This window comes from Staphylococcus haemolyticus (assembly GCF_006094395.1).
Classification (GTDB): domain Bacteria; phylum Bacillota; class Bacilli; order Staphylococcales; family Staphylococcaceae; genus Staphylococcus; species Staphylococcus haemolyticus.
In genome coordinates, this window is record NZ_CP035291.1 from 1,103,673 (window position 1) to 1,124,067 (window position 20,395).

Below are 20,395 nucleotides of genomic sequence, written 5' to 3' on the forward strand. Positions count from 1 at the left end.
AATCAATACATAATAATGATAATTACATAGAAAACGAAAAAAATAGTAATGATTCTATAAAAGAAATAGCAACCGCTATTAAAATTAATAATAGCGAAATTAATTCTAAAGTAGATAATGCTAATGGTACATATAGAATAGATAATGAAGAGATTAAGGAAAATTCTATAGAGACAAATCAAGACGAAAAAACTATAGAACCAGAATTATCACATCAAAATATTTCGAAAAATGATAGCAATAATACATTTAATGAAAATAAATCAATTCATAAAAGAACAAAGCGATCTACTGATAACAATGTTGATAATAACCAAGACCAAATGAGTATAAATGAAACTAATTCTGGTCAAATTATTAACGGTACTTTTACAGATACGTCTAATGGTGCAGTTATTCCTACTAATCAAACAGTGTCTGAAATGAACCAAGCAGGTAAAATCACTGGATGGCATGTGAAAGATAATGATCAAACAGAAATTCCTCTTGTGTGGGGACCTAAAGCATTACCACCATATAATCCATACGTTTTTGATAAAACAAACAATAAAATTGCTGCAGTACTTTCAAAATACCCAAATAATTTAGGTGGCGTAGCGGGAGATAAAACTGTAGGTCCAATTTATCAAGATGTTGATGTAACACCAGGGTCAGAAGTTCAATTATATTTTATTGGTACTTCAATGGGTAACACAAATGGTATAAATGGTGTTAAAGTTTCAATTTATGATTCTAATAACCCTACAGATTTACTTTATTCTGGTAGACCAAACACAGCAAGTAAATCCTTTGGTGTGTTCACAGGTGTTTTTAATGTGCCTAATAATGTATCGAGATTAAGATTTATGTTTGAAACATTTGAAAAGAGAAGTTATGAAAGTGCCAATGGAGGTAGAATTTTAAAAGGGAAGAATAACTTTGGAGGAAGTGGATTAGCAGATGTGAAAGTCAATAGTGGTGCTTATTTAAAAGCTACTACTACGCAAACAAAATACACTGTTACATCACCATCAACTTCTACCTCATTAATAAATGCTACATTAGAAGTTTCTCTAGAAAATAAAGGTCATTCCCGTTCAAATAAAACACAGTATAAAGTTGTTTTACCTGAAGGAGTACAATTCATATCAGCTCAAAATGCTAGAGCAAATTATAATTCATCGAACAGATTATTAACATTAAATGTAGATAGAATTGAACCAGGAACAATTAAAAACATTACGTATACAGTTTCTTTACCAACTTCAGAACCCATCAAAAAAGATTTTGATGCTACACTAGTTTATGTTACAGATGGCATAAACATGAATAGAAGAAATGGAAGTCGTGATTTTGGATCTAATGCTGATGATAATTATTTCAGATATGGCGGTTATAACGAATATGTTAAAACTGAATCTAATCAAAGAAGAGGAAATGTTACTGTCGCAACACAATCTGTTACGGTGGAAATGTATAAAACTGATTTGCAACAAAAATATAATCAAATAAGTGCTCAAATAGAGCATCTGAACCCAAGTGATTATTCACAAGAGGCTTGGTCATCGATGCAAAATGTGCTTAATGCATCAAGACAAATTTTAAATGAAAATGATAATACACCTATCAATGATAGAAAAAACCAAGCAACGATTAACGATTTGACTTTAAGATTGGATAAAGAAAGAGCAAAATTAGATGTTGATCAAGCCGCAAAGTCACGTAAAGAGGTAATTAATAACAATAATGACGCTACAAGAGAAGAAAAAGATACTGCATTAACACTTTTAAAGGCTACTTTTGATGAAAAAGTTAGAGATATTGAAAGCGCAACAAATATAAATGAAATTTCTGAAAGAAAAAAGCAAGCAATCGTTGATATTAGTCCCATAGATGTTATTCCGACAATTAAGCAACAAGCGATACAATCTTTGAATGATAAAGCTGATGAAAAACTTATTGAAATAGAAAATGACACGAATGCTACTTTTGAAGAAAGAGAAGAAGCTAAAACAAGTGTTAATGAAGCTCTAACTAATGCTAAAAATGCTGTAAGAAATGCTACAACTAATCAGTTAGTAGAAACAGTTTTAACTTCTAATAGTAACAACATTAGTCAAATTTCAACGCATGCGATTGCTAGAGATAAAGCAAGACAGGAATTAGATAGAGTTATTGCTTCTAAAATGTCAGAAATTGATAATGATCATAGCGCAACTATTGAAGAAAAAAATGAAACTAAAGCCAAAATTGATGAAATTGCAAAGCAAGCACGATTAAATATTGAACGAGGCGTTCACAATGATGATGTTAAGGTTGCTAAAGACAAAGCATTAAACCAACTTCACAATGTTCAAGTTGATGCTATTAAAAAGAATCAAGCGAAACAAATAATAACAGATCAAGCTAACTCTAAAAAAGCAGAAATTGATCAAACGCCTAATGCAACAGACGAAGAAAAAGCAGCAGCAAAAGCAAAAGTCGATGAAGCAGTGACAACAGCTAAGAATGCGATAGACCAAGCAACGAATAATGACGGTGTAGACACTGCAAAAACAAACGGTGTAGATACGATTAACAATGTGCAACCAACGGTTGTTAAGAAAGACGAAGCAAAAACAGCGATAGACAAAGCGGCCGAAGCTAAGAAAGCAGAAATCGATCAAACACCTGATGCGACAGATGAAGAGAAGGCAGCAGCAAAAGCGAAAGTCGATGAGGCCGTAAATAATGCGAAAGCGTCAATAGATCAAGCTACAAATAACAATGGCGTAGACACTGCGAAATCTGAAGGAACGGACGCAATTAATCACGTTCAACCAGTGGTTGTTAAGAAAGATGAGGCAAAAGTAGCGATCAATAAAGCCGCGGAAGCTAAAAAAACGGAAATCGATCAAACACCTAATGCGACAGATGAAGAGAAGGCAGCAGCAAAAGCTAAAGTTGATGAAGCAGTAACAATAGCTAAGAATGCGATAGATCAAGCGACAAATAATAATGGCGTAGACACTGCGAAAACAAACGGTGTAGATGCGATTAACAATGTACAACCAACGGTTGTTAAGAAAGACGAAGCAAAAACAGCAATAGAAAATGCAGCTAGAGCTAAAAAAGCAGAAATCGATCAAATGCCTAATGCGACAGATGAAGAGAAGGCAGCAGCAAAAGCAAAAGTCGATGAGGCAGTAAATAATGCGAAAGTGTCAATCGATCAAGCGATAAATAACAATGGCGTAGACACTGCGAAAACAAATGGCGTAGATTCAATCAACAATGTGCAACCAACGGTTGTTAAGAAAGACGAAGCAAAAACAGCGATTGATAAAGCGGCGGAAGCTAAAAAAACGGAAATCGATCAAACACCTAATGCGACAGATGAAGAGAAGGCAGCAGCAAAAGCTAAAGTTGATGAAGCAGTAACAACAGCTAAGAATGCGATAGACCAAGCAACAAATAACGCAGGTGTAGACACTGCGAAAACAAATGGCGTAGATTCAATCAACAATGTGCAACCAACGGTTGTTAAGAAAGACGAAGCAAAAACAGCAATAGAAAATGCAGCTAGAGCTAAAAAAGCGGAAATCGATCAAACGCCTAATGCGACAGACGAAGAAAAAGCAGTAGCAAAAGCGAAAGTCGATGAAGCAGTGACAACAGCTAAGAATGCGATAGATCAAGCGACAAATAATAATGGCGTAGACACTGCGAAAACAAACGGTGTAGATGCGATTAACAATGTACAACCAACGGTTGTTAAGAAAGACGAAGCAAAAACAGCGATTGATAAAGCGGCGGAAGCTAAAAAAGCAGAAATCGATCAAACACCAAATGCGACAGATGAAGAGAAGGCAGCAGCAAAAGCGAAAGTCGATGAAGCAGTGACAACAGCTAAGAATGCGATAGACCAAGCAACAAATAACAATGGCGTAGACACTACGAAAACAAACGGTGTAGATGCGATTAACAATGTGCAACCAACGGTTGTTAAGAAAGACGAAGCAAAAACAGCGATAGACAAAGCGGCCGAAGCTAAGAAAGCAGAAATCGATCAAACACCTGATGCGACAGATGAAGAGAAGGCAGCAGCAAAAGCGAAAGTCGATGAGGCCGTAAATAATGCGAAAGCGTCAATAGACCAAGTAACAAATAACGCAGGTGTAGACACTGCGAAATCAAATGGTTTAGATTCAATTAACAATATCCAACCAACGGTTGTTAAGAAAGACGAAGCAAAAACAGCGATTGATAAAGCGGCGGAAGCTAAGAAAGCGGAAATCGACCAAACACCAAACGCGACAGACGAAGAAAAGCAGCAGCAAAAGCGAAAGTCGATGAAGCAGTGACAACAGCTAAGAATGCGATAGACCAAGCAACAAATAATGCAGGTGTAGACACTGCGAAAACAAACGGTGTAGATACGATTAACAATATCCAACCAACGGTTGTTAAGAAAGACGAAGCAAAAACAGCAATAGATAAAGCGGCGGAAGCTAAAAAAGCGGAAATCGACCAAACACCAAACGCGACAGACGAAGAAAAAGCAGCAGCAAAAGCGAAAATCGATGAGGCAGTAAATAATGAGAAAGCGTCAATAGACCAAGCAACAAATAATGACGGTGTAGACACTGCGAAATCAAATGGTTTAGATTCAATTAACAATATCCAACCAACGGTTGTTAAGAAAGACGAAGCAAAAGCGGCAATCAATAAAGCGGCGGAAGCTAAGAAAGCAGAAATCGATCAAACGCCTAATGCGACAGATGAAGAAAAGGTAGCAGCAAAAGCGAAAGTCGATGAGGCAGTGACAACAGCTAAGAACGCAATAGACCAAGCAACAAATAACAATGGCGTAGACACTGCGAAAACAAACGGCGTAGATGCGATTAACAATGTGCAACCAACGGTTGTTAAGAAAGATGAAGCGAAAACAGCGATAGACAAAGCAGCGGAAGTTAAAAAAGCAGAAATTGATCAAACGCCTAATGCGACAGACGAAGAAAAAGCAGTAGCAAAAGCGAAAGTCGATGAAGCAGTGACAACAGCTAAGAATGCGATAGATCAAGCGACAATTAATAATGGCGTAGACACTGCGAAAACAAACGGTGTAGATGCGATTAACAATGTACAACCAACGGTTGTTAAGAAAGACGAAGCAAAAACAGCAATAGAAAATGCAGCTAGAGCTAAAAAAGCAGAAATCGATCAAATGCCTAATGCGACAGATGAAGAGAAGGCAGCAGCAAAAGCGAAAGTCGATGAAGCAGTGACAACAGCTAAGAATGCGATAGACCAAGCAACAAATAGCAATGGCGTAGACACTGCGAAAACAAATGGCGTAGATGCGGTCAACAATGTGCAACCAATGGTTGTTAAGAAAGACGAAGCAAAAACAGCAATAGAAAATGCAGCTAGAGCTAAAAAAGCGGAAATCGATCAAACGCCTAATGCGACAGACGAAGAAAAAGCAGCAGCAAAAGCGAAAGTCGATGAAGCAGTGACAACAGCTAAGAATGCGATAGACCAAGCAACAAATAACAATGGCGTAGACACTACGAAAACAAACGGTGTAGATGCGATTAACAATGTGCAACCAACGGTTGTTAAGAAAGACGAAGCAAAAGCAGAAATCGACAAAGCAGCGGAAGCTAAGAAAGAAGCAATCGACCATACGCCTAATGCGACAGATGAAGAGAAGGCAACAGCAAAAGCTAAAGTTGATGAAGCAGTAACAATAGCTAAGAATGCGATAGACCAAGCAACAAATAACGCAGGTGTAGACACTGCGAAAACAAATGGCGTAGATTCAATCAACAATGTGCAACCAACGGTTGTTAAGAAAGATGAAGCAAAAGCGGTGATCGATAAAGCGGCGGAAGCTAAGAAAGCAGAAATCGATCAAACGCCTAATGCGACAGACGAAGAAAAGGTAGCAGCAAAAGCTAAAGTTGATGAAGCAGTAACAACAGCTAAGAATGCGATAGACCAAACAACAAATAACGTAGGAGTGGACGCAGCAAAAGAGAGTGGAGTCGAATCAATCAATCAAGTGCAACCAGCGGTTGTTAAAAAAGATCAAGCAAAAGCAGAAATAGACAACGTTGCACAAGCTAAGAAAGCAGAAATCGATCGAAACTCAAATGCGACAGAAGAAGAAAAAGTAGCAGCAAAATCAAAAGTAGATGAAGCCGCAACAACAATAAAACAAGCGATAGATAAAGCGGTTAACAACTCTGAAGTCGATAATGCGATTGATGTAGGTAAAACGGCCATCAATAATATTGAAGCTGATAATTCAGCAAAATCAAAAGCAATTAAGCACTTACAGGAATTAGTCAAACAACAGATGACAAAAATAGATTCTAATCATTTGGCAACTGAAGAAGAAAAAGCCAAAGCAAAACAAATGATTAAACTACTTTTTGAAAAAGCTAAAATTGAAATAGAAAAAGCTAAAACATCTTATGAAGTGACTAAAATAGATGCAGAATATAGCAAATTAATTACTAAAACTTTACCTGAAAATAAAGCTAAATTAAATGCAAAGAAAAAAATTGAAAAAATAGCTAGACAATTGAAAAATAAATTAAATAATATGAATGGCGTTTCAAAAGAGGAAAAAGATAGAATTAAAGTCATCATTGAACAAATAGTTAAAAAATCATTCAAAGATATTGATCTTGCTTCAAGAAATAATACAATAAATAAGATAGTAAATGATGTTAAAATTCAATTTGCAAATATTAAAATTAACAAGCAAAATAATAAAAAATCACTTATCAATAATGAAAATGCATCTGTGATAATAACTACTGAGCAACATAAAACTAATAAAGCTTATCATAAAGTTAGAAATGAAAAAGGAAGATATCAATTACCAAACACTGGTATAAATAATGATACATCAAGTCCATTAATTTCATTCACATTTGTAAGTGGTTTATTCTTAATTTTAAGATCAATGAGAAGAAGAGCGTCGAAGTAAAAAATCACATTTATATTTAATGGATTGCAAGATGAATAGTAAACTCCCTAAGATTATTCTACATATTACTAGAATAATCTTAGGGAGTTCTTTTTATTAAAATTTACCTGCTTCGTAACCTGCTACATGTCCTGTAACAAGTGCACTTGTAATATTATAGCCACCTGTATAACCGTGAATATCTAATACTTCTCCACATAAAAATAATCCAGGTTGTAATTTTGACATCATCGTTTTTGGCCAAATTTCTTTTAAACTTACACCACCACCAGTTACAAAGGCTTTATCAATTGGTAAAGTGCCGTTCACTTTAAAGGTAAAGGCTTTAAAACAGTCAACTAATTGTTTTAGTTGTTGGTTTGATAGGTGATGATATGTAGTATTTTCATCGATTTGAGCTTGATTCAGCATAAATAACAAATAGCGTTCTTCTATAAGTCCTCTTAAACTATTTTTTATATACTTATCAGGTTCTTCATTTAAAATAGATGTTATTTTTTCCTCTAGAACATGATTTTTGTATTCTGGAAAAACATCTAATTGCATATTAATTTCTTTTGTCTTTTGGTTTTTTTGTTCTTTATAAACAAATTGACTACATCTTAACGCTGCAGGACCACTTATACCAAAATGAGTGAATATCATATCCATTTTATGACTTATTCTTTTTTTACCATTTTTCTTAAGTACAGATAATTCTACGTCTTTTAGGCTTAAACCTTTAAGTTCTTTGGATTTAATAAAGTGCTCTGCTGAAGTGATAGGGACTTCAGTAGGGAAGAGTTCAGTGATACTATGTCCTAATTTTTTAGCAAACTTATAGCCGTCACCCGTTGAACCTGTTTGAGGCACACTAGTTCCACCAGTTGCAATAATGACACTTTTACTTGAAAAAATACCTTTATCAGTTGTAACTTCAAAAGTTCCGTTATCTTCTACATTAATCTCATTGACGATAGTTTCCTCTTTTATGTCAACTTTGTTTTGTTTTATGGTATTTACAAGTGTATCAACTACATCTTGAGATTTATTTGAGACAGGGAACATACGGCCATGGTCTTCTTCTTTTAATTTGACGCCTCTAGATTCAAAGAAGTCGATTATCGATTCATTATCAAATACTGAAAAGGGACTATATAAAAATTTTCCATTACCAGGGATATTTTTTATAATTTCTGCGTAAGGTAAACGATTTGTAACATTGCATCTACCACCACCTGAAATTTTAAGTTTTCTACCCAGACCCTTTTTCTTCTCTAATAAGAGTACATTTTGACTTTGTTCTGATGCAGCAACCGCTGCCATAAGCCCACTAGGTCCACCACCTATAATAATCGTTTGATACATAGAGTAACCTCCATTTGTTAATCATAGTTCTCTTATTATAAATTAAAATACGTTTGAATTCTCAATAAATTTAGTTATAATTTAAGATTGGTTCATCATTAATTAATTATATATCTTGATTTATTATGCGTTTAAACTTAAATTTAGTAAAACTATTAAAGTAATTAGTAAACAATTAGTATTTTGTGATATATTTTATAGTAATGCAAGCCCTTAAAAATTACAGTTTTTAAATTAAATAATTTGATTATTAAAAAGGCAGGAAGATTAAATATGAGTGAAAATAAGGAAATGGTAAGAGGTACCTTTCTCATTACATTAAGTATTCTTATTACTAAAATTTTAGGTGTACTTTTTGTAATTCCTTTTTATGCCATTATGGGTGCAAATGCGGAAGAAAAGTTAGCACCATTTAACTATGCTTATGTTCCATATAATATTGCAATTGCAGTAGCAACCGCAGGCATACCGTTAGCGGCTTCAAAATTTGTAGCTAAATATAATGCCTTAGGTGCGTATAAAGTTGGACAAAAATTGTATAAATCGAGTTTTATAGTGATGTCCATTTCTGGAATAATTGGATTTTTAATATTATTCTTCTTAGCACCAGACATTGCTGCTTTAACGTTAGGACGTAAAGAAGGCAAAGGCGGTTGGACAATAGATGATATCACATGGATTATCCGAGTTATTAGTATGGTAGTTATGTTCATACCATTACTTGCTACTTGGCGTGGAGTATTTCAAGGTTATGAATCTATGGGTCCTACAGCAGTTTCAGAAGTAACAGAACAAATTGCTAGAATAGTTTTTATTCTTATAGGTAGTTTTTTAGTATTAAATGTTTTTCATGGTTCTTATCTACAAGCAAATGGTATAGCAACATTTGCAGCTGCTATAGGTGCAATTGCTGGTTTGTTAACGCTTTGGTATTACTGGCGTAAACGTAAACCACATATACAGAAAATGGTAGCTTCTGATCATACCGGTTTGGACGTGCCATACACAAAAATGTATAAGGAAATTATTTCATATAGTGTTCCATTTGTTATTGTAAGTTTGAATTTCCCTTTATTTAATTTAGTGGATCAATTTACACATAATAATGCACTAGATGCAGCAGGATTTCATGCGAATAAAGACTATTTCTTTACAATTTTAAACTTTACAACAAATAAAATTGTCATGATACCAACATCTTTAGCAGCTGGATTTGCTGTTAGTTTAATACCATTTATTACCAAAACTTTTGCAGAGGGTCGCTTAAATGAAATGCATCGCCAAATTAAAACTTCAATTGGTGTATTAATGTATATAACAGTTCCGGCTAGTCTAGGTATAATGGCATTGTCTTCACCATTATATACAGTATTTTACCAGTACAATCCAGATGGTAATAAAATATTATTTTATTATGCGCCTGTTGCAATATTAATTTCTTTATTGAGTGTTACTGCCTCAATGTTACAAGGAATAAACAAACAAAAATTAACAGTTTTTGTAATTTTAGGCTCAGTATTTGTTAAATTAATCTTAAATATTCCTTTAATTATGATATTCCATACATCAGGAGCTGTTTTAAGTACTGCAATCGCATTAATGGTTGCCAATGTTGCAAACTTAATGATTTTAAAAGTTTATGCCAAGTTCCACTTTACAGATACATTGGTTCAAGTTGCTAAAATTTTCATTTATAGTTTAATCATGATGATAAGTGTTGAAGTAGTATACTTCTTACTAAGCTTATTTATTTCTGTAGATCGAAAATCTGGTGCATTTATAATACTAATTATAGGTGTTATAGTTGGTGGACTGATTTATGGAACAATAACAATTAAGAACAGATTAGCTGATGAGTTTTTAGGGGATTTACCTGGTAAGATTCGTCGTAAAGTTGGATTCCTAAGATGAGACTAGATAAATTTTTAGCAAATATGGGTGTTGGAACGCGTACTGAAGTTAAACATCTTTTAAAAAAAGGAAAGGTCACAGTTAACACCTCAGTTGAGAAGTCACCTAAATCTCACATTAATCCTACAGAAGATATAGTTCATGTAAATGGCAAGCAAGTTGAGTTCGTTAACAATGTTTATATTATGCTTAATAAGCCAAAAGGTTATATTTCAGCTACACACGATGAATCAAATCGTACTGTAATTGATTTAATTCCGGAATACCAACATCTAAATATCTTTCCTGTTGGAAGGCTAGATAAGGATACTGAAGGTTTACTACTTATTACTAATGATGGTCAATTTAGTCATGATTTAATGAGTCCCTCTAAACATGTTTCTAAGACATATGAAGTGACATCGAAAAAACCCGTTACTAAAGTTGATATTGACGCATTTAAGAAAGGCATCATCCTTTCTGACGGTCCAGTCAAACCAGCACAATTAACTAGAATAAATGAAACTATATCACATGTTACTATCTATGAAGGTAAATATCATCAAGTTAAAAGGATGTTTCACGCCATTGAAAATGAGGTATTAGAATTAAAACGTCTTAAAATCGCTAATTTGGCGTTAGATGAAAATCTCAAATCTGGAGAGTATAAGTTACTTTCAGATAAAGAATTAAAACTTTTACAGCATTAACAAAGGAGAAGGTGTTTAATATGGCTAAAACTACAGGTTTATTTAGAATAATTGCTGGTGTTGGCGCTGCAGCTGTAGCAGTAGTATTATCTCGAAAAGAAAGCAGAGATAAATTAAAAGAACAATATAATAAATATAAAGAAGATCCAGAGGGTTACAAAGAAAATGCAAGAGGCTTAGCAAGTCAATTAAGTTCTAAAGCTAATGAAACAATTCAAGAAGTTAGAAATAATCCTCAAGACTATGCTAATCGTTTAAAAAATGATCCAAAATCATTTTTAGAAGAAGAAAAATCAAAATTTACTAATTTAGATGCTAATAAAGAAGATTCATTAGAAGAAGGTAAATTTGATGATGAAGGTGGCGCAACTGTTAATAACAATTTAAGAGTTGTCACTGAAGAAGACTTAAAGAAAAATAATAATGCATTAGAAGATAAAGACTAATCTTGATTTTATCTAAGATGTTTTTGAACCTGAACATTGAAAAATGTATCAGGTTCTTTTTTATTTAATAAGAAGATACGTTTGAAAATAAGTAACTATAATTATTACTAAACATGCTAACGTACAATCTTGTTAAATATAACTACATAAAAGGGTGTCAAATGTATAAACTCAATATAGTTAATAATATTTTTTATAAAATCTATAAATATTCTGACATCTTACTGTAATTTATCGCCATAGTTATGTAAAATAAAATGTATATCTATTGAAAAGGAAGTTGATCTCGAATGTGGAAAGAAAAAGTTCAAGAATATGAAGGTCAAATTATCGATGATTTGAAAGGTCTGCTTTCAATTGAGAGTGTCAGAGATGATTCAAAAGCATCTGATGAAACTCCAGTTGGTCCTGGACCACGACAAGCACTCGATTATATGTACGAAATTGCACAAAGAGATGGTTTTTCTACCCATGATGTAGATCACATTGCAGGCAGAATTGAAGCGGGCAAGGGTGACGATGTATTAGGCGTTTTATGCCACGTTGATGTTGTACCCGCCGGAGATGGTTGGGATTCAGACCCATTTAACCCAGTTGTAACTGATGATGCAATTATTGCTAGAGGTACGTTAGATGATAAAGGCCCTACAATAGCTGCTTATTATGCAGTTAAAATTTTAAATGACATGAAAGTTGATTGGAAGAAACGTATTCATATCATTATAGGTACGGATGAAGAATCCGATTGGAAATGTACTGAAAGATATTTCCAAACTGAAGAAATGCCTACATTAGGATTTGCACCGGATGCAGAATTTCCAGCTATTCATGGTGAAAAAGGTATAACAACTTTCGATTTAGTCCAAAATAGCACTTCTGAAGACCAAGATGAACCAGATTATGAATTAATATCGTTTGAATCTGGACAACGTTATAATATGGTGCCAGATCATGCACAAGCTAGAGTATTTGTAAAAGAAAATATGACAGACGTTGTACAACATTTTGAACACTACTTAGACCAACATAAATTACAAGGTGAGAGTGTTGTTGATAGTGGTGAGTTAGTTTTAACGCTTGAAGGTAAAGCTGTTCATGGTATGGACCCTTCATTAGGAGTTAATGCTGGTTTATATTTATTAGATTTCATATCAACATTAAATTTAAATCAAACGGCAAGAGAGTTTGTAGACTTTAGTAATCGTTATCTTCATGAATCACACTTTGGTGAGAAAATGGGTATGAAATTCCATACGGACGTCATGGGTGATGTAACAACAAATGTTGGTATAATTTCTTACGATAACAAACAAGGTGGACGTTTTGGCATAAACTTACGCTATCCTCAAAAATTTGAGTTTGAAGAAGCAATACAACGATTTACAAAAGAAATTAAAGCATATGGATTTGACCTTGAATTAGGAAAAGTTCAACAACCTCATTTTGTAGACAAAAATGATCCATTTGTACAAAAATTAGTTAAAGCTTATAGAAATCAAACTGGTGATATGTCTGAACCATATACAATAGGTGGGGGAACATATGCTAGAAATCTTGATAAAGGTGTAGCGTTTGGGGCTATGTTTGAAGATTCAGAGGATTTAATGCATCAAAAGAATGAGTATATTACTAAAAAACAATTGTTCAACGCGACAAGTATCTATTTAGAAGCAATTTATTCACTATGTGTGGAGGGATAATCTATGACAAAAGTTTTTATTAACGGCGAATTTATCGACCAAAATGAAGCTAAAGTATCTTATGAAGACCGTGGTTATGTATTTGGTGATGGAATTTATGAATACATTAGAGCATATGATGGGAAATTATTTACAGTAACAGAACACTTTGAACGATTTATTAGAAGTGCAAGTGAAATTCAATTAGATTTAGGCTATACTGTCGAAGAATTAATTGATGTAGTTAGAGAATTATTAAAGGTAAATAATATTCAAAATGGTGGTATCTATATTCAAGCTACGCGTGGTGTAGCACCAAGAAATCACTCGTTCCCAACTCCAGAAGTAAAGCCAGTTATTATGGCATTTGCTAAAAGTTATGACCGTCCATATGATGATTTAGAAAATGGTATTAATGCAGCTACTGTTGAAGATATTAGATGGTTACGTTGTGATATTAAAAGTTTAAACCTTCTAGGAAATGTACTTGCAAAGGAATATGCGGTTAAATACAATGCTGGTGAAGCAATTCAACATAGAGGGGAAACTGTTACAGAAGGCGCTTCTAGTAATGTATATGCGATTAAAGATGGTGCTATTTATACGCATCCCGTTAATAATTACATTTTAAATGGTATTACTCGTAAGGTTATTAAATGGATTTCTGAAGATGAAGATATTCCTTTTAAAGAAGAAACATTCACTGTTGAATTCTTAAAAAATGCTGATGAAGTCATTGTTTCTAGTACATCTGCTGAAGTGACACCAGTTGTTAAGATTGATGGTGAACAAGTTGGTGACGGTAAGGTAGGTCCTGTGACTCGTCAATTACAAGAAGGCTTTAATAAATATATTGAATCTAGAAGTAGTTAATTCATTAAAATAATTAATTGAAGAGCGTACTAATTCTTAAAAGATAGAATTTTAGTACGTTCTTTTTTATTTTTCAGTGTGAATAAATTAAATGAATTAAATTAAAAATACTCAGTTTAAAGATATGAAAATGTGTTATAATGAAACCAAAAGATTGAATCGAATTTTAGCAAGTATCGACTAGTAAAATGTATCTTTTTGTTTCTCATTTTCAGTTGAAAAAGAAGGCTAAAAATTATAAAATCAACATTGAGTGATAAAAGAGACGTATTTATTTAAATAAGTGTTAGGGGACAATAACATATTATTTAAAATTATGACTTATATGTAAAAACATAACTATTTTGAAATAAATAATCTATTTTCCAACAAATGATTATAATAAATTAGAATATATGGCTCTTGAAAACTATATTTCTCGAGCCATTTTCTAATTGAAAGTGAGGTGAACGAGTTGGAGCAGTTTTATCAATTAGGGTGGACACTTGATTCTGCAGGTGGCGCTTCAGGTGAAGCATACATGGCTGAACAAGATGGACAAAAGCTATTTTTAAAGCGTAATTCTAATCCATTTATAGCAGCGCTTTCAGCTGAGGGGATTGTACCTAAATTAGTTTGGACTAAACGTATTGAAACAGGTGAAGTAGTTACAGCACAACATTGGAAAAATGGCCGAGAATTAGAACCTGATGAAATGTATCAATCACGAGTTGCTGCATTATTAAAAAAGATTCATGGTTCAAAACCTTTACTCAATATGCTTAAACGAATGGAAATGGAACCAATCACACCTAATATTATGTTAAAAAAGATTAATGCTTCATTATCAAGAGAAGTATTAACACATCATATTATTCGTAAATCATTAACATATTTAGAAGAACACATACCTAACCTAGATTCTCGCTTTTTTACTGTTGTACACGGAGATGTGAATCATAATAATTGGTTATTATCTGATAGGGATGAGTTGTTCTTAGTAGATTGGGAAGGTGCAATGATTGCTGATCCTGCAATTGATATTGGAATGCTGCTTTATAACTACGTTCCCGAAAAAAACTGGTCAGACTGGTTTAAAACATACGGTGTAGAAGAGAACATTGAATTAAATAAGCGTATGAAATGGTATACGGTAATTCAATCAATCGGAATGGTTCAGTGGTATGAAGAACAGAAAAGATTTAAAGATATGAATAATTGGTTGAAATTCTTAAATGAGGTTATGAATAGTAATTTATTTATCTAAGGGAGATTTCGTGTATGAGAGTTCGCTATAAACCATGGGCGGAAGATTATTTAAAAGAACATCCTAATTTAGTTGATATGGATGGGGCGCATGCTGGAAAAATGTCAGAGTGGTTTGATAAAGAGCAACCGATTTATATAGAAATTGGATCTGGTATGGGGCAATTTATAACAACACTAGCTTCTAAATTCCCAGAAATAAATTTTGTTTCTATGGAACGTGAGAAAAGTGTAATGTATAAAGTGTTGGATAAAGTGAAGGAACTAAACCTGACAAATTTAAAAATGATATGTAATGACGCTATAGAATTAAATGAGTATTTTAATGATGGTGAAGTCTCTCGAATCTATTTAAATTTCTCAGATCCTTGGCCAAAGAAAAGGCATGCTAAACGTCGATTGACATATCATACTTTTTTAGCTTTATATCAACAAATTTTAAAAGAAGATGGAGAAATTCATTTTAAAACGGATAATAGAGGTTTGTTCGCTTTCAGTTTAGAAAGTATGTCGCAATATGGGATGTACTTTACGAAGTTAAATCTAAATCTACATGATGAAGATGATGAAGATAATATTTTGACAGAATATGAAAAGAAATTTTCTGAAAAAGGTTCTAGAATTTATCGTATGGAAGCAAAATTTCATAAATCTATTTAACATTAGTTAGTAAAGTTTCAATAGTAAGTATTATTGAAATAATGTATTACAAATATTAAATTAGTGATAGAAAAGTGAAGTTAACACCAATAAAATTTACTCAGTTCTAATCACCCTACAGGAGTGGTACAATGATTCATTATGAATGATGTGCCACTCCTGTTTATTTATTTTTAAAGTGGATATTGTATTGTAAGTTAGTTTGATATGTGAACACTTGATAGATAAAAAGACAAATGGAGGGTGTTTAATATGAAATTAGGCGCATTTAACATCAATTATTTAAATGGTGGTATAACACAAATGGATGGTGGGGCCATATTTGGAGTAGTTCCTAAACCATTATGGACTAAACGATATGCTGTTAATGAGAAAAACCAAGTTCCAAATTTAACTTATCCAATTTTAATTCAAACAGGGGATAAAAATATTTTAATTGATGCTGGAATTGGTAATCATAAATTAACTGATAAACAACTTAAAAATTATGGTGTCACGTATGAAAGTCAAATACATGATGAACTAGAAAAATTAAATTTAAATGTTGAAGATATAGATATGGTACTTATGTCCCACATGCATTTTGATCATGCAACTGGTCTAACAGATGTTGACGGCAACTCAATTTTTTCGAATGCTACTCATTTTGTGCAACAAGACGAGTGGCATGAATTTACAAGTCCTAACATCCGTAGTAAGGCAACTTATTGGGAAATCAATAGAGGTACTTATGAAAATAAATTAATACTTTTTGATAAAGAGGTTGAAGTCTATCCAGGCATTCATATGAAACATGTTGGTGGTCATAGTTATGGACAATCAATTATTACGATTGAAAGTGAAGGAGAGAGAGCTGTCCATATGTCTGATATATTGCCTACGAATGCACATATTAATCCGTTATGGGTTATGGCATATGACGATTATCCAATACAATCCATTCGAGAAAAAGAAAGATTAATTCCATATTACATTTATCAAGATTATTGGTTCTTGTATTATCATGATAATGTATTCTTCGCGGCTCAATATGAACGTGATGGCAAAACAATTAAGCAGTCAATTGAGCGTTAATGATTGACTAGTGAAATGTTGGTTTTAGGATTGCTTTAATAATAGAAATTACATGTAAAAAAATGGTAAGAGGAGTGGGCATATTTTATTTCCCACTTCTCTTGCCTTTTACTTTATTATAATTCTACAATATTAATGATTTCTCCCGATTTAGCATCCGCATAAAATATATATTCAACTTGCTGATTATTCTTAATTTGAGTTATGCCACCTTGAAAGATTAATCTGTTTGGATATAAATTGTCATCTACATACGGCTCATGAAGAATAAATGAGCCTTTAACATTCATAAAATAAGATTTGGCTTCTTTCAGAACATTACTAGGATTTTGGATTTTATTCTTTTCTCTAAGAAAATAAATAAATGTAATAGTAGCAATACTTGTAAGTAAAGCAACTGAAATTGAGATGTATTTGTAAGTTTGACGTGTCATAATCTTTACCTCTCTATTAATAGTTCTTATCATTAGTGTACCATATTCAAAATGATATAATACATTTAAGGAGTGTGTTAGTTAAGATGGACAAGAAAAAAACTTTAGAGCGAATTAAATCATTAACTGAATTACATGGTGCGCCTGGTTTTGAAGAAGACGTACGAAATTATATGAAAAAAGAAATGGCACCATATGTTGATGAATTTATTGTAAATCATATGGGTGGTTTCTATGGAGTCAAAAAATCTAAGAAAGCTAACGCCAAGAGGGTAATGATAGCTGCACATATGGATGAGATTGGATTTATGATTACAAATATTACAACAAATGGTATGTTACAGTTCACCAATCTTGGAGGAGTAGCAAATGATATATGGCAGGGTCAACGCCTTCAAGTTAAAAACAGAAAGGGAGATATAATTGTAGGGATTGTTTCTAATATACCTAAACACTTTAGAACTGGAAATGAAGCGGTACCTGAAATCAAAGATTTATTGTTAGATATAGGTGCAAGTTCTGATGAAGAAGTAAGGGAATTAGGTATTGAAATAGGAGATACAATAGTTCCAAATACTGAATTGACGCAGTTATCTGAATATCGATATAGTGCTAAAGCATGGGATAATCGATATGGTTGTGTCATTGCAATTGAAATACTAGAATTGTTGAGTGATGTAGAATTGGATGTCGATTTATATGTTGGTGCTAACGTCCAAGAAGAAGTAGGATTACGTGGTGCTAAGCCAGCTGCTGAATTAATTCAGCCTGATGTTGCTTTGGTTGTAGATTGTTCACCTGCGAATGATATTAAAGGTGTAAATCAATTATCAGGTGAATTAGGTGGTGGAACATTAATCCGTATTAAAGACGGTACTATGATTCTACAACCAGAATTTAGAGATTATCTAATTAAGTTAGCTGAAGACAATCATATAAATTATCAATACTACATATCTCCAGGCGGTACAGATGGTGGAGAAATACACAAAGCTAATATTGGTATTCCAACTGCAGTAATTGGTGTTTGTGCTAGATATATTCACAGTACGAATGCAGTTTTTGATATTAGAGATTACTATTCTGCTAGACAATTACTTGAACAAGTTATATTAAATTTAAATATAGAACAAATTAACAAATTACAATTCCAAGATTAAGGAGTAGATTAAAATGATAAAATTAGAATCTGAATCTCAATTTAATTCACTTAAGAAAGAAAACACAGTATTTGAATTTACAGCAGGATGGTGCCCTGACTGTCGTATCATCGAACCTGATTTACCACGTTTAGAAGAGAAGTATAATCATTTTAATTTTGTTTCAGTTGATAGAGATGAATTTATAGATTTAGCTATTGAAAATGATATTATGGGTATCCCAAGCTTTTTAGTGTATAAAAATGATGAATTAGTAGGTAGTTATATTGGAAAAGAACGAAAATCTATTGAACAAATTGATGAATTCTTGAGTAAATATGTTTAATTAAAAAGTAATTTAAAAAATAGTAGAATTTAAACTCTAACTTATTTTTTTGTAATTGACTACAAATTTATTGTAAAATAGCATAAGGTGCGAATATAGGAGTGTTAAACATGAATGTTTTTCAAATAAGAGATAAATTAAAACAACGTTTAGCGCATCTAAATGTTGATTTTAAATTTGATCGTGAAGAGGAAACATTACGTATATATAGACAAGACAATTATAAAGGTGTAACAATCAAATTAAACGCAATTGTCGCTAAATATGAAGTCCAAAAAGAGAAAATTATAGATGAAATTGTTTATTATGTCGAAGAAGCAATCGCTCAAATGGATGATGAAAGCATTGAAAAAATGACTAACATCCAGATTATGCCTGTCATACGTGCTACAAGCTTTGATAAAAAAACAAAAGAAGGTCATCGTTTTATCATTGAAAAGCATACAGCTGAAACCAATATTTATTACGCACTTGATTTAGGTAAATCTTACCGACTAATTGATGAAAGTATGTTGGAGTCACTTGGTTTAACTGAACAACAAGTTAAAGAAATGTCATTATTCAACATACGTAAACTCAAAAATGAATATAAAACAGATGAAGTTAAAGGAAACATTTTCTATTTTGTAAATTCAAATGATGGGTACGATGCTAGTCGTATCTTGAATACGAAATTTTTAGATGATATCTATCAACAGTGTGAAGGTGAAATGTTAGTAGCTGTTCCACATCAAGATGTCTTAGTTATTGCTGATATACGTAATAACACTGGTTATGATGTAATGGCTCATTTGACAATGGAATTCTTCACTAAGGGATTAGTTCCAATTACATCATTATCATTTGGTTATGAAAAAGGACATTTTGAACCTATATTCATTTTGGGTAAAAATAATAAACAAAAGCGAGATCCAAATGTTATTCAACGATTAGAAGCAAATCGAAAAAGATTTAATAATAAGAAATAATTGATATAGAGGAGATTTTAAATGAATTTATTTTACAATAAAGATGGAGTAGGGGATGTAGCTTTTCTACAAATAGAACCTACTGATGGACCGTTTGAATATAAAAAACAAGGCGATATTGTTGAAATTAGTAAGGAAGGAACAATAGTCGGTTTTAATATATTTGAATTTTCAAGATATAACAAAATAAGTGGAAACGGACATATTAAATTAACTTCTGAACTAGTGGATGCTGTTCAGAAAGCCATAAATAAATCAGGATTAGACTATCAATTAAATGCAGATTTATCTCCTAAGTTTGTAGTTGGATATGTTGAAACTAAAGAAAAACATCCAGATGCTGATAAATTAAGTGTTTTAAAAGTAAATGTTGGTAATGAGCATTTACAAATCGTATGTGGTGCACCAAATGTTGAGGCAGGCCAAAAGGTGGTTGTCGCAAAAGTAGGAGCAGTAATGCCAAGTGGTATGGTTATTAAAGATGCTGAATTACGTGGTGTAGCTTCTAGTGGAATGATTTGTTCTATGAAAGAATTAAATTTACCAAACGCACCTCAAGAAAAAGGTATAATGGTATTAAGTAATGACTATGAAATTGGTCAAGCATTTTTCGATTAATATAG

The 20,395-nt window shown here is 32.7% G+C and carries 16 protein-coding genes; 14 read left to right on the forward strand and 2 right to left on the reverse strand.

Going from position 1 to position 20,395, the window contains the following annotated elements; genetic code table 11:
• The first annotated feature begins 266 nt into the window (after positions 1–266).
• Entirely contained in the window at positions 267–4,322 is a 4,056-nt protein-coding gene (locus EQ029_RS12910) for a SasC/FmtB family protein (RefSeq protein ID WP_428843962.1), read from the forward strand.
• On the forward strand, positions 4,319–6,961 hold the full coding sequence (locus EQ029_RS12915; RefSeq protein ID WP_115172237.1) for a DUF1542 domain-containing protein: 2,643 nt from the start codon (positions 4,319–4,321) through the stop codon (positions 6,959–6,961). Before EQ029_RS12910 ends, EQ029_RS12915 begins: the two co-directional genes overlap by 4 nt.
• Before the next feature lie 96 nt (positions 6,962–7,057).
• Here the strand turns inward: EQ029_RS12915 and EQ029_RS05420 are convergent, their stop codons facing one another.
• Positions 7,058–8,308: a BaiN/RdsA family NAD(P)/FAD-dependent oxidoreductase gene (locus tag EQ029_RS05420; RefSeq protein WP_046464602.1), complete on the reverse strand. Its 1,251-nt coding sequence runs from the start codon at positions 8,306–8,308 to the stop codon at positions 7,058–7,060.
• A gap of 273 nt (positions 8,309–8,581) precedes the next feature.
• Between EQ029_RS05420 and EQ029_RS05425 the strand changes: the two genes are divergently transcribed.
• The 8 genes from EQ029_RS05425 to EQ029_RS05460 all read left to right on the forward strand — a co-directional run bounded on the left by EQ029_RS05425 (position 8,582) and on the right by EQ029_RS05460 (position 16,885).
• Positions 8,582–10,219, forward strand: a complete 1,638-nt coding sequence (locus EQ029_RS05425; RefSeq protein WP_016931417.1) for a putative polysaccharide biosynthesis protein — start codon at positions 8,582–8,584, stop codon at positions 10,217–10,219.
• A complete protein-coding gene (locus EQ029_RS05430; protein WP_011275470.1) occupies positions 10,216–10,908 on the forward strand; it encodes a pseudouridine synthase in 693 nt (230 codons plus the stop codon). The genes EQ029_RS05425 and EQ029_RS05430 overlap by 4 nt, the downstream gene beginning before the upstream one ends.
• Positions 10,909–10,928: 20 nt before the next feature.
• A complete protein-coding gene (locus EQ029_RS05435) occupies positions 10,929–11,354 on the forward strand; it encodes a YtxH domain-containing protein (RefSeq protein WP_011275471.1) in 426 nt (141 codons plus the stop codon).
• 290 nt (positions 11,355–11,644) lie between these two features.
• Complete coding sequence (locus EQ029_RS05440; RefSeq protein WP_011275472.1) at positions 11,645–13,054, forward strand: Cys-Gly-3M3SH dipeptidase; 1,410 nt, start codon at positions 11,645–11,647, stop codon at positions 13,052–13,054.
• Positions 13,055–13,057: 3 nt separating this feature from the next.
• Positions 13,058–13,906: a D-amino-acid transaminase gene (gene dat / locus EQ029_RS05445; RefSeq protein ID WP_011275473.1), complete on the forward strand. Its 849-nt coding sequence runs from the start codon at positions 13,058–13,060 to the stop codon at positions 13,904–13,906.
• Positions 13,907–14,360: 454 nt separating this feature from the next.
• Positions 14,361–15,152, forward strand: coding sequence for a phosphotransferase family protein (locus tag EQ029_RS05450; RefSeq protein ID WP_016930811.1), 792 nt, complete (start codon positions 14,361–14,363; stop codon positions 15,150–15,152).
• A gap of 14 nt (positions 15,153–15,166) precedes the next feature.
• Entirely contained in the window at positions 15,167–15,811 is a 645-nt protein-coding gene (gene trmB, locus EQ029_RS05455; protein ID WP_016930812.1) for a tRNA (guanosine(46)-N7)-methyltransferase TrmB, read from the forward strand.
• 252 nt (positions 15,812–16,063) lie between these two features.
• Positions 16,064–16,885, forward strand: a complete 822-nt coding sequence (locus tag EQ029_RS05460) for a YtnP family quorum-quenching lactonase (protein WP_057504924.1) — start codon at positions 16,064–16,066, stop codon at positions 16,883–16,885.
• 116 nt (positions 16,886–17,001) lie between these two features.
• Here the strand turns inward: EQ029_RS05460 and EQ029_RS05465 are convergent, their stop codons facing one another.
• Positions 17,002–17,322 carry a hypothetical protein gene (locus EQ029_RS05465; protein WP_029376628.1) on the reverse strand — a complete coding sequence of 107 codons (321 nt, stop codon included), beginning with the start codon at positions 17,320–17,322 and terminating at the stop codon, positions 17,002–17,004.
• An 83-nt stretch (positions 17,323–17,405) separates the two neighbouring features.
• On the opposite strand from EQ029_RS05465, the gene EQ029_RS05470 reads away from it, so the two are divergent.
• The 4 genes from EQ029_RS05470 (at position 17,406) to ytpR (ending at position 20,390) form a co-directional block, all read left to right on the forward strand.
• The gene (locus EQ029_RS05470; RefSeq protein WP_029376629.1) at positions 17,406–18,479 is read left to right on the forward strand and encodes a M42 family metallopeptidase; all 1,074 of its coding nucleotides are present in this window, start codon (positions 17,406–17,408) and stop codon (positions 18,477–18,479) included.
• 13 nt (positions 18,480–18,492) lie between these two features.
• Complete coding sequence (locus EQ029_RS05475) at positions 18,493–18,804, forward strand: thioredoxin family protein (RefSeq protein WP_011275479.1); 312 nt, start codon at positions 18,493–18,495, stop codon at positions 18,802–18,804.
• 110 nt (positions 18,805–18,914) lie between these two features.
• Positions 18,915–19,772 carry a DUF1444 domain-containing protein gene (locus EQ029_RS05480; protein ID WP_057504925.1) on the forward strand — a complete coding sequence of 286 codons (858 nt, stop codon included), beginning with the start codon at positions 18,915–18,917 and terminating at the stop codon, positions 19,770–19,772.
• 21 nt (positions 19,773–19,793) lie between these two features.
• Positions 19,794–20,390: a YtpR family tRNA-binding protein gene (gene ytpR / locus EQ029_RS05485; protein WP_016930816.1), complete on the forward strand. Its 597-nt coding sequence runs from the start codon at positions 19,794–19,796 to the stop codon at positions 20,388–20,390.
• Positions 20,391–20,395: the final 5 nt, after the last annotated feature.

Coding starts and splice junctions, on each gene's coding strand:
- EQ029_RS05420 (WP_046464602.1), bottom strand. CDS start 8,308: ATGTATCAAACGATTATTATAGGTGGTGGACCTAGTGGGCTTATGGCA.
- EQ029_RS05425 (WP_016931417.1), top strand. CDS start 8,582: ATGAGTGAAAATAAGGAAATGGTAAGAGGTACCTTTCTCATTACATTA.
- EQ029_RS05430 (WP_011275470.1), top strand. CDS start 10,216: ATGAGACTAGATAAATTTTTAGCAAATATGGGTGTTGGAACGCGTACT.
- EQ029_RS05435 (WP_011275471.1), top strand. CDS start 10,929: ATGGCTAAAACTACAGGTTTATTTAGAATAATTGCTGGTGTTGGCGCT.
- EQ029_RS05440 (WP_011275472.1), top strand. CDS start 11,645: ATGTGGAAAGAAAAAGTTCAAGAATATGAAGGTCAAATTATCGATGAT.
- dat (WP_011275473.1), top strand. CDS start 13,058: ATGACAAAAGTTTTTATTAACGGCGAATTTATCGACCAAAATGAAGCT.
- trmB (WP_016930812.1), top strand. CDS start 15,167: ATGAGAGTTCGCTATAAACCATGGGCGGAAGATTATTTAAAAGAACAT.
- EQ029_RS05460 (WP_057504924.1), top strand. CDS start 16,064: ATGAAATTAGGCGCATTTAACATCAATTATTTAAATGGTGGTATAACA.
- EQ029_RS05470 (WP_029376629.1), top strand. CDS start 17,406: ATGGACAAGAAAAAAACTTTAGAGCGAATTAAATCATTAACTGAATTA.
- EQ029_RS05475 (WP_011275479.1), top strand. CDS start 18,493: ATGATAAAATTAGAATCTGAATCTCAATTTAATTCACTTAAGAAAGAA.
- EQ029_RS05480 (WP_057504925.1), top strand. CDS start 18,915: ATGAATGTTTTTCAAATAAGAGATAAATTAAAACAACGTTTAGCGCAT.
- ytpR (WP_016930816.1), top strand. CDS start 19,794: ATGAATTTATTTTACAATAAAGATGGAGTAGGGGATGTAGCTTTTCTA.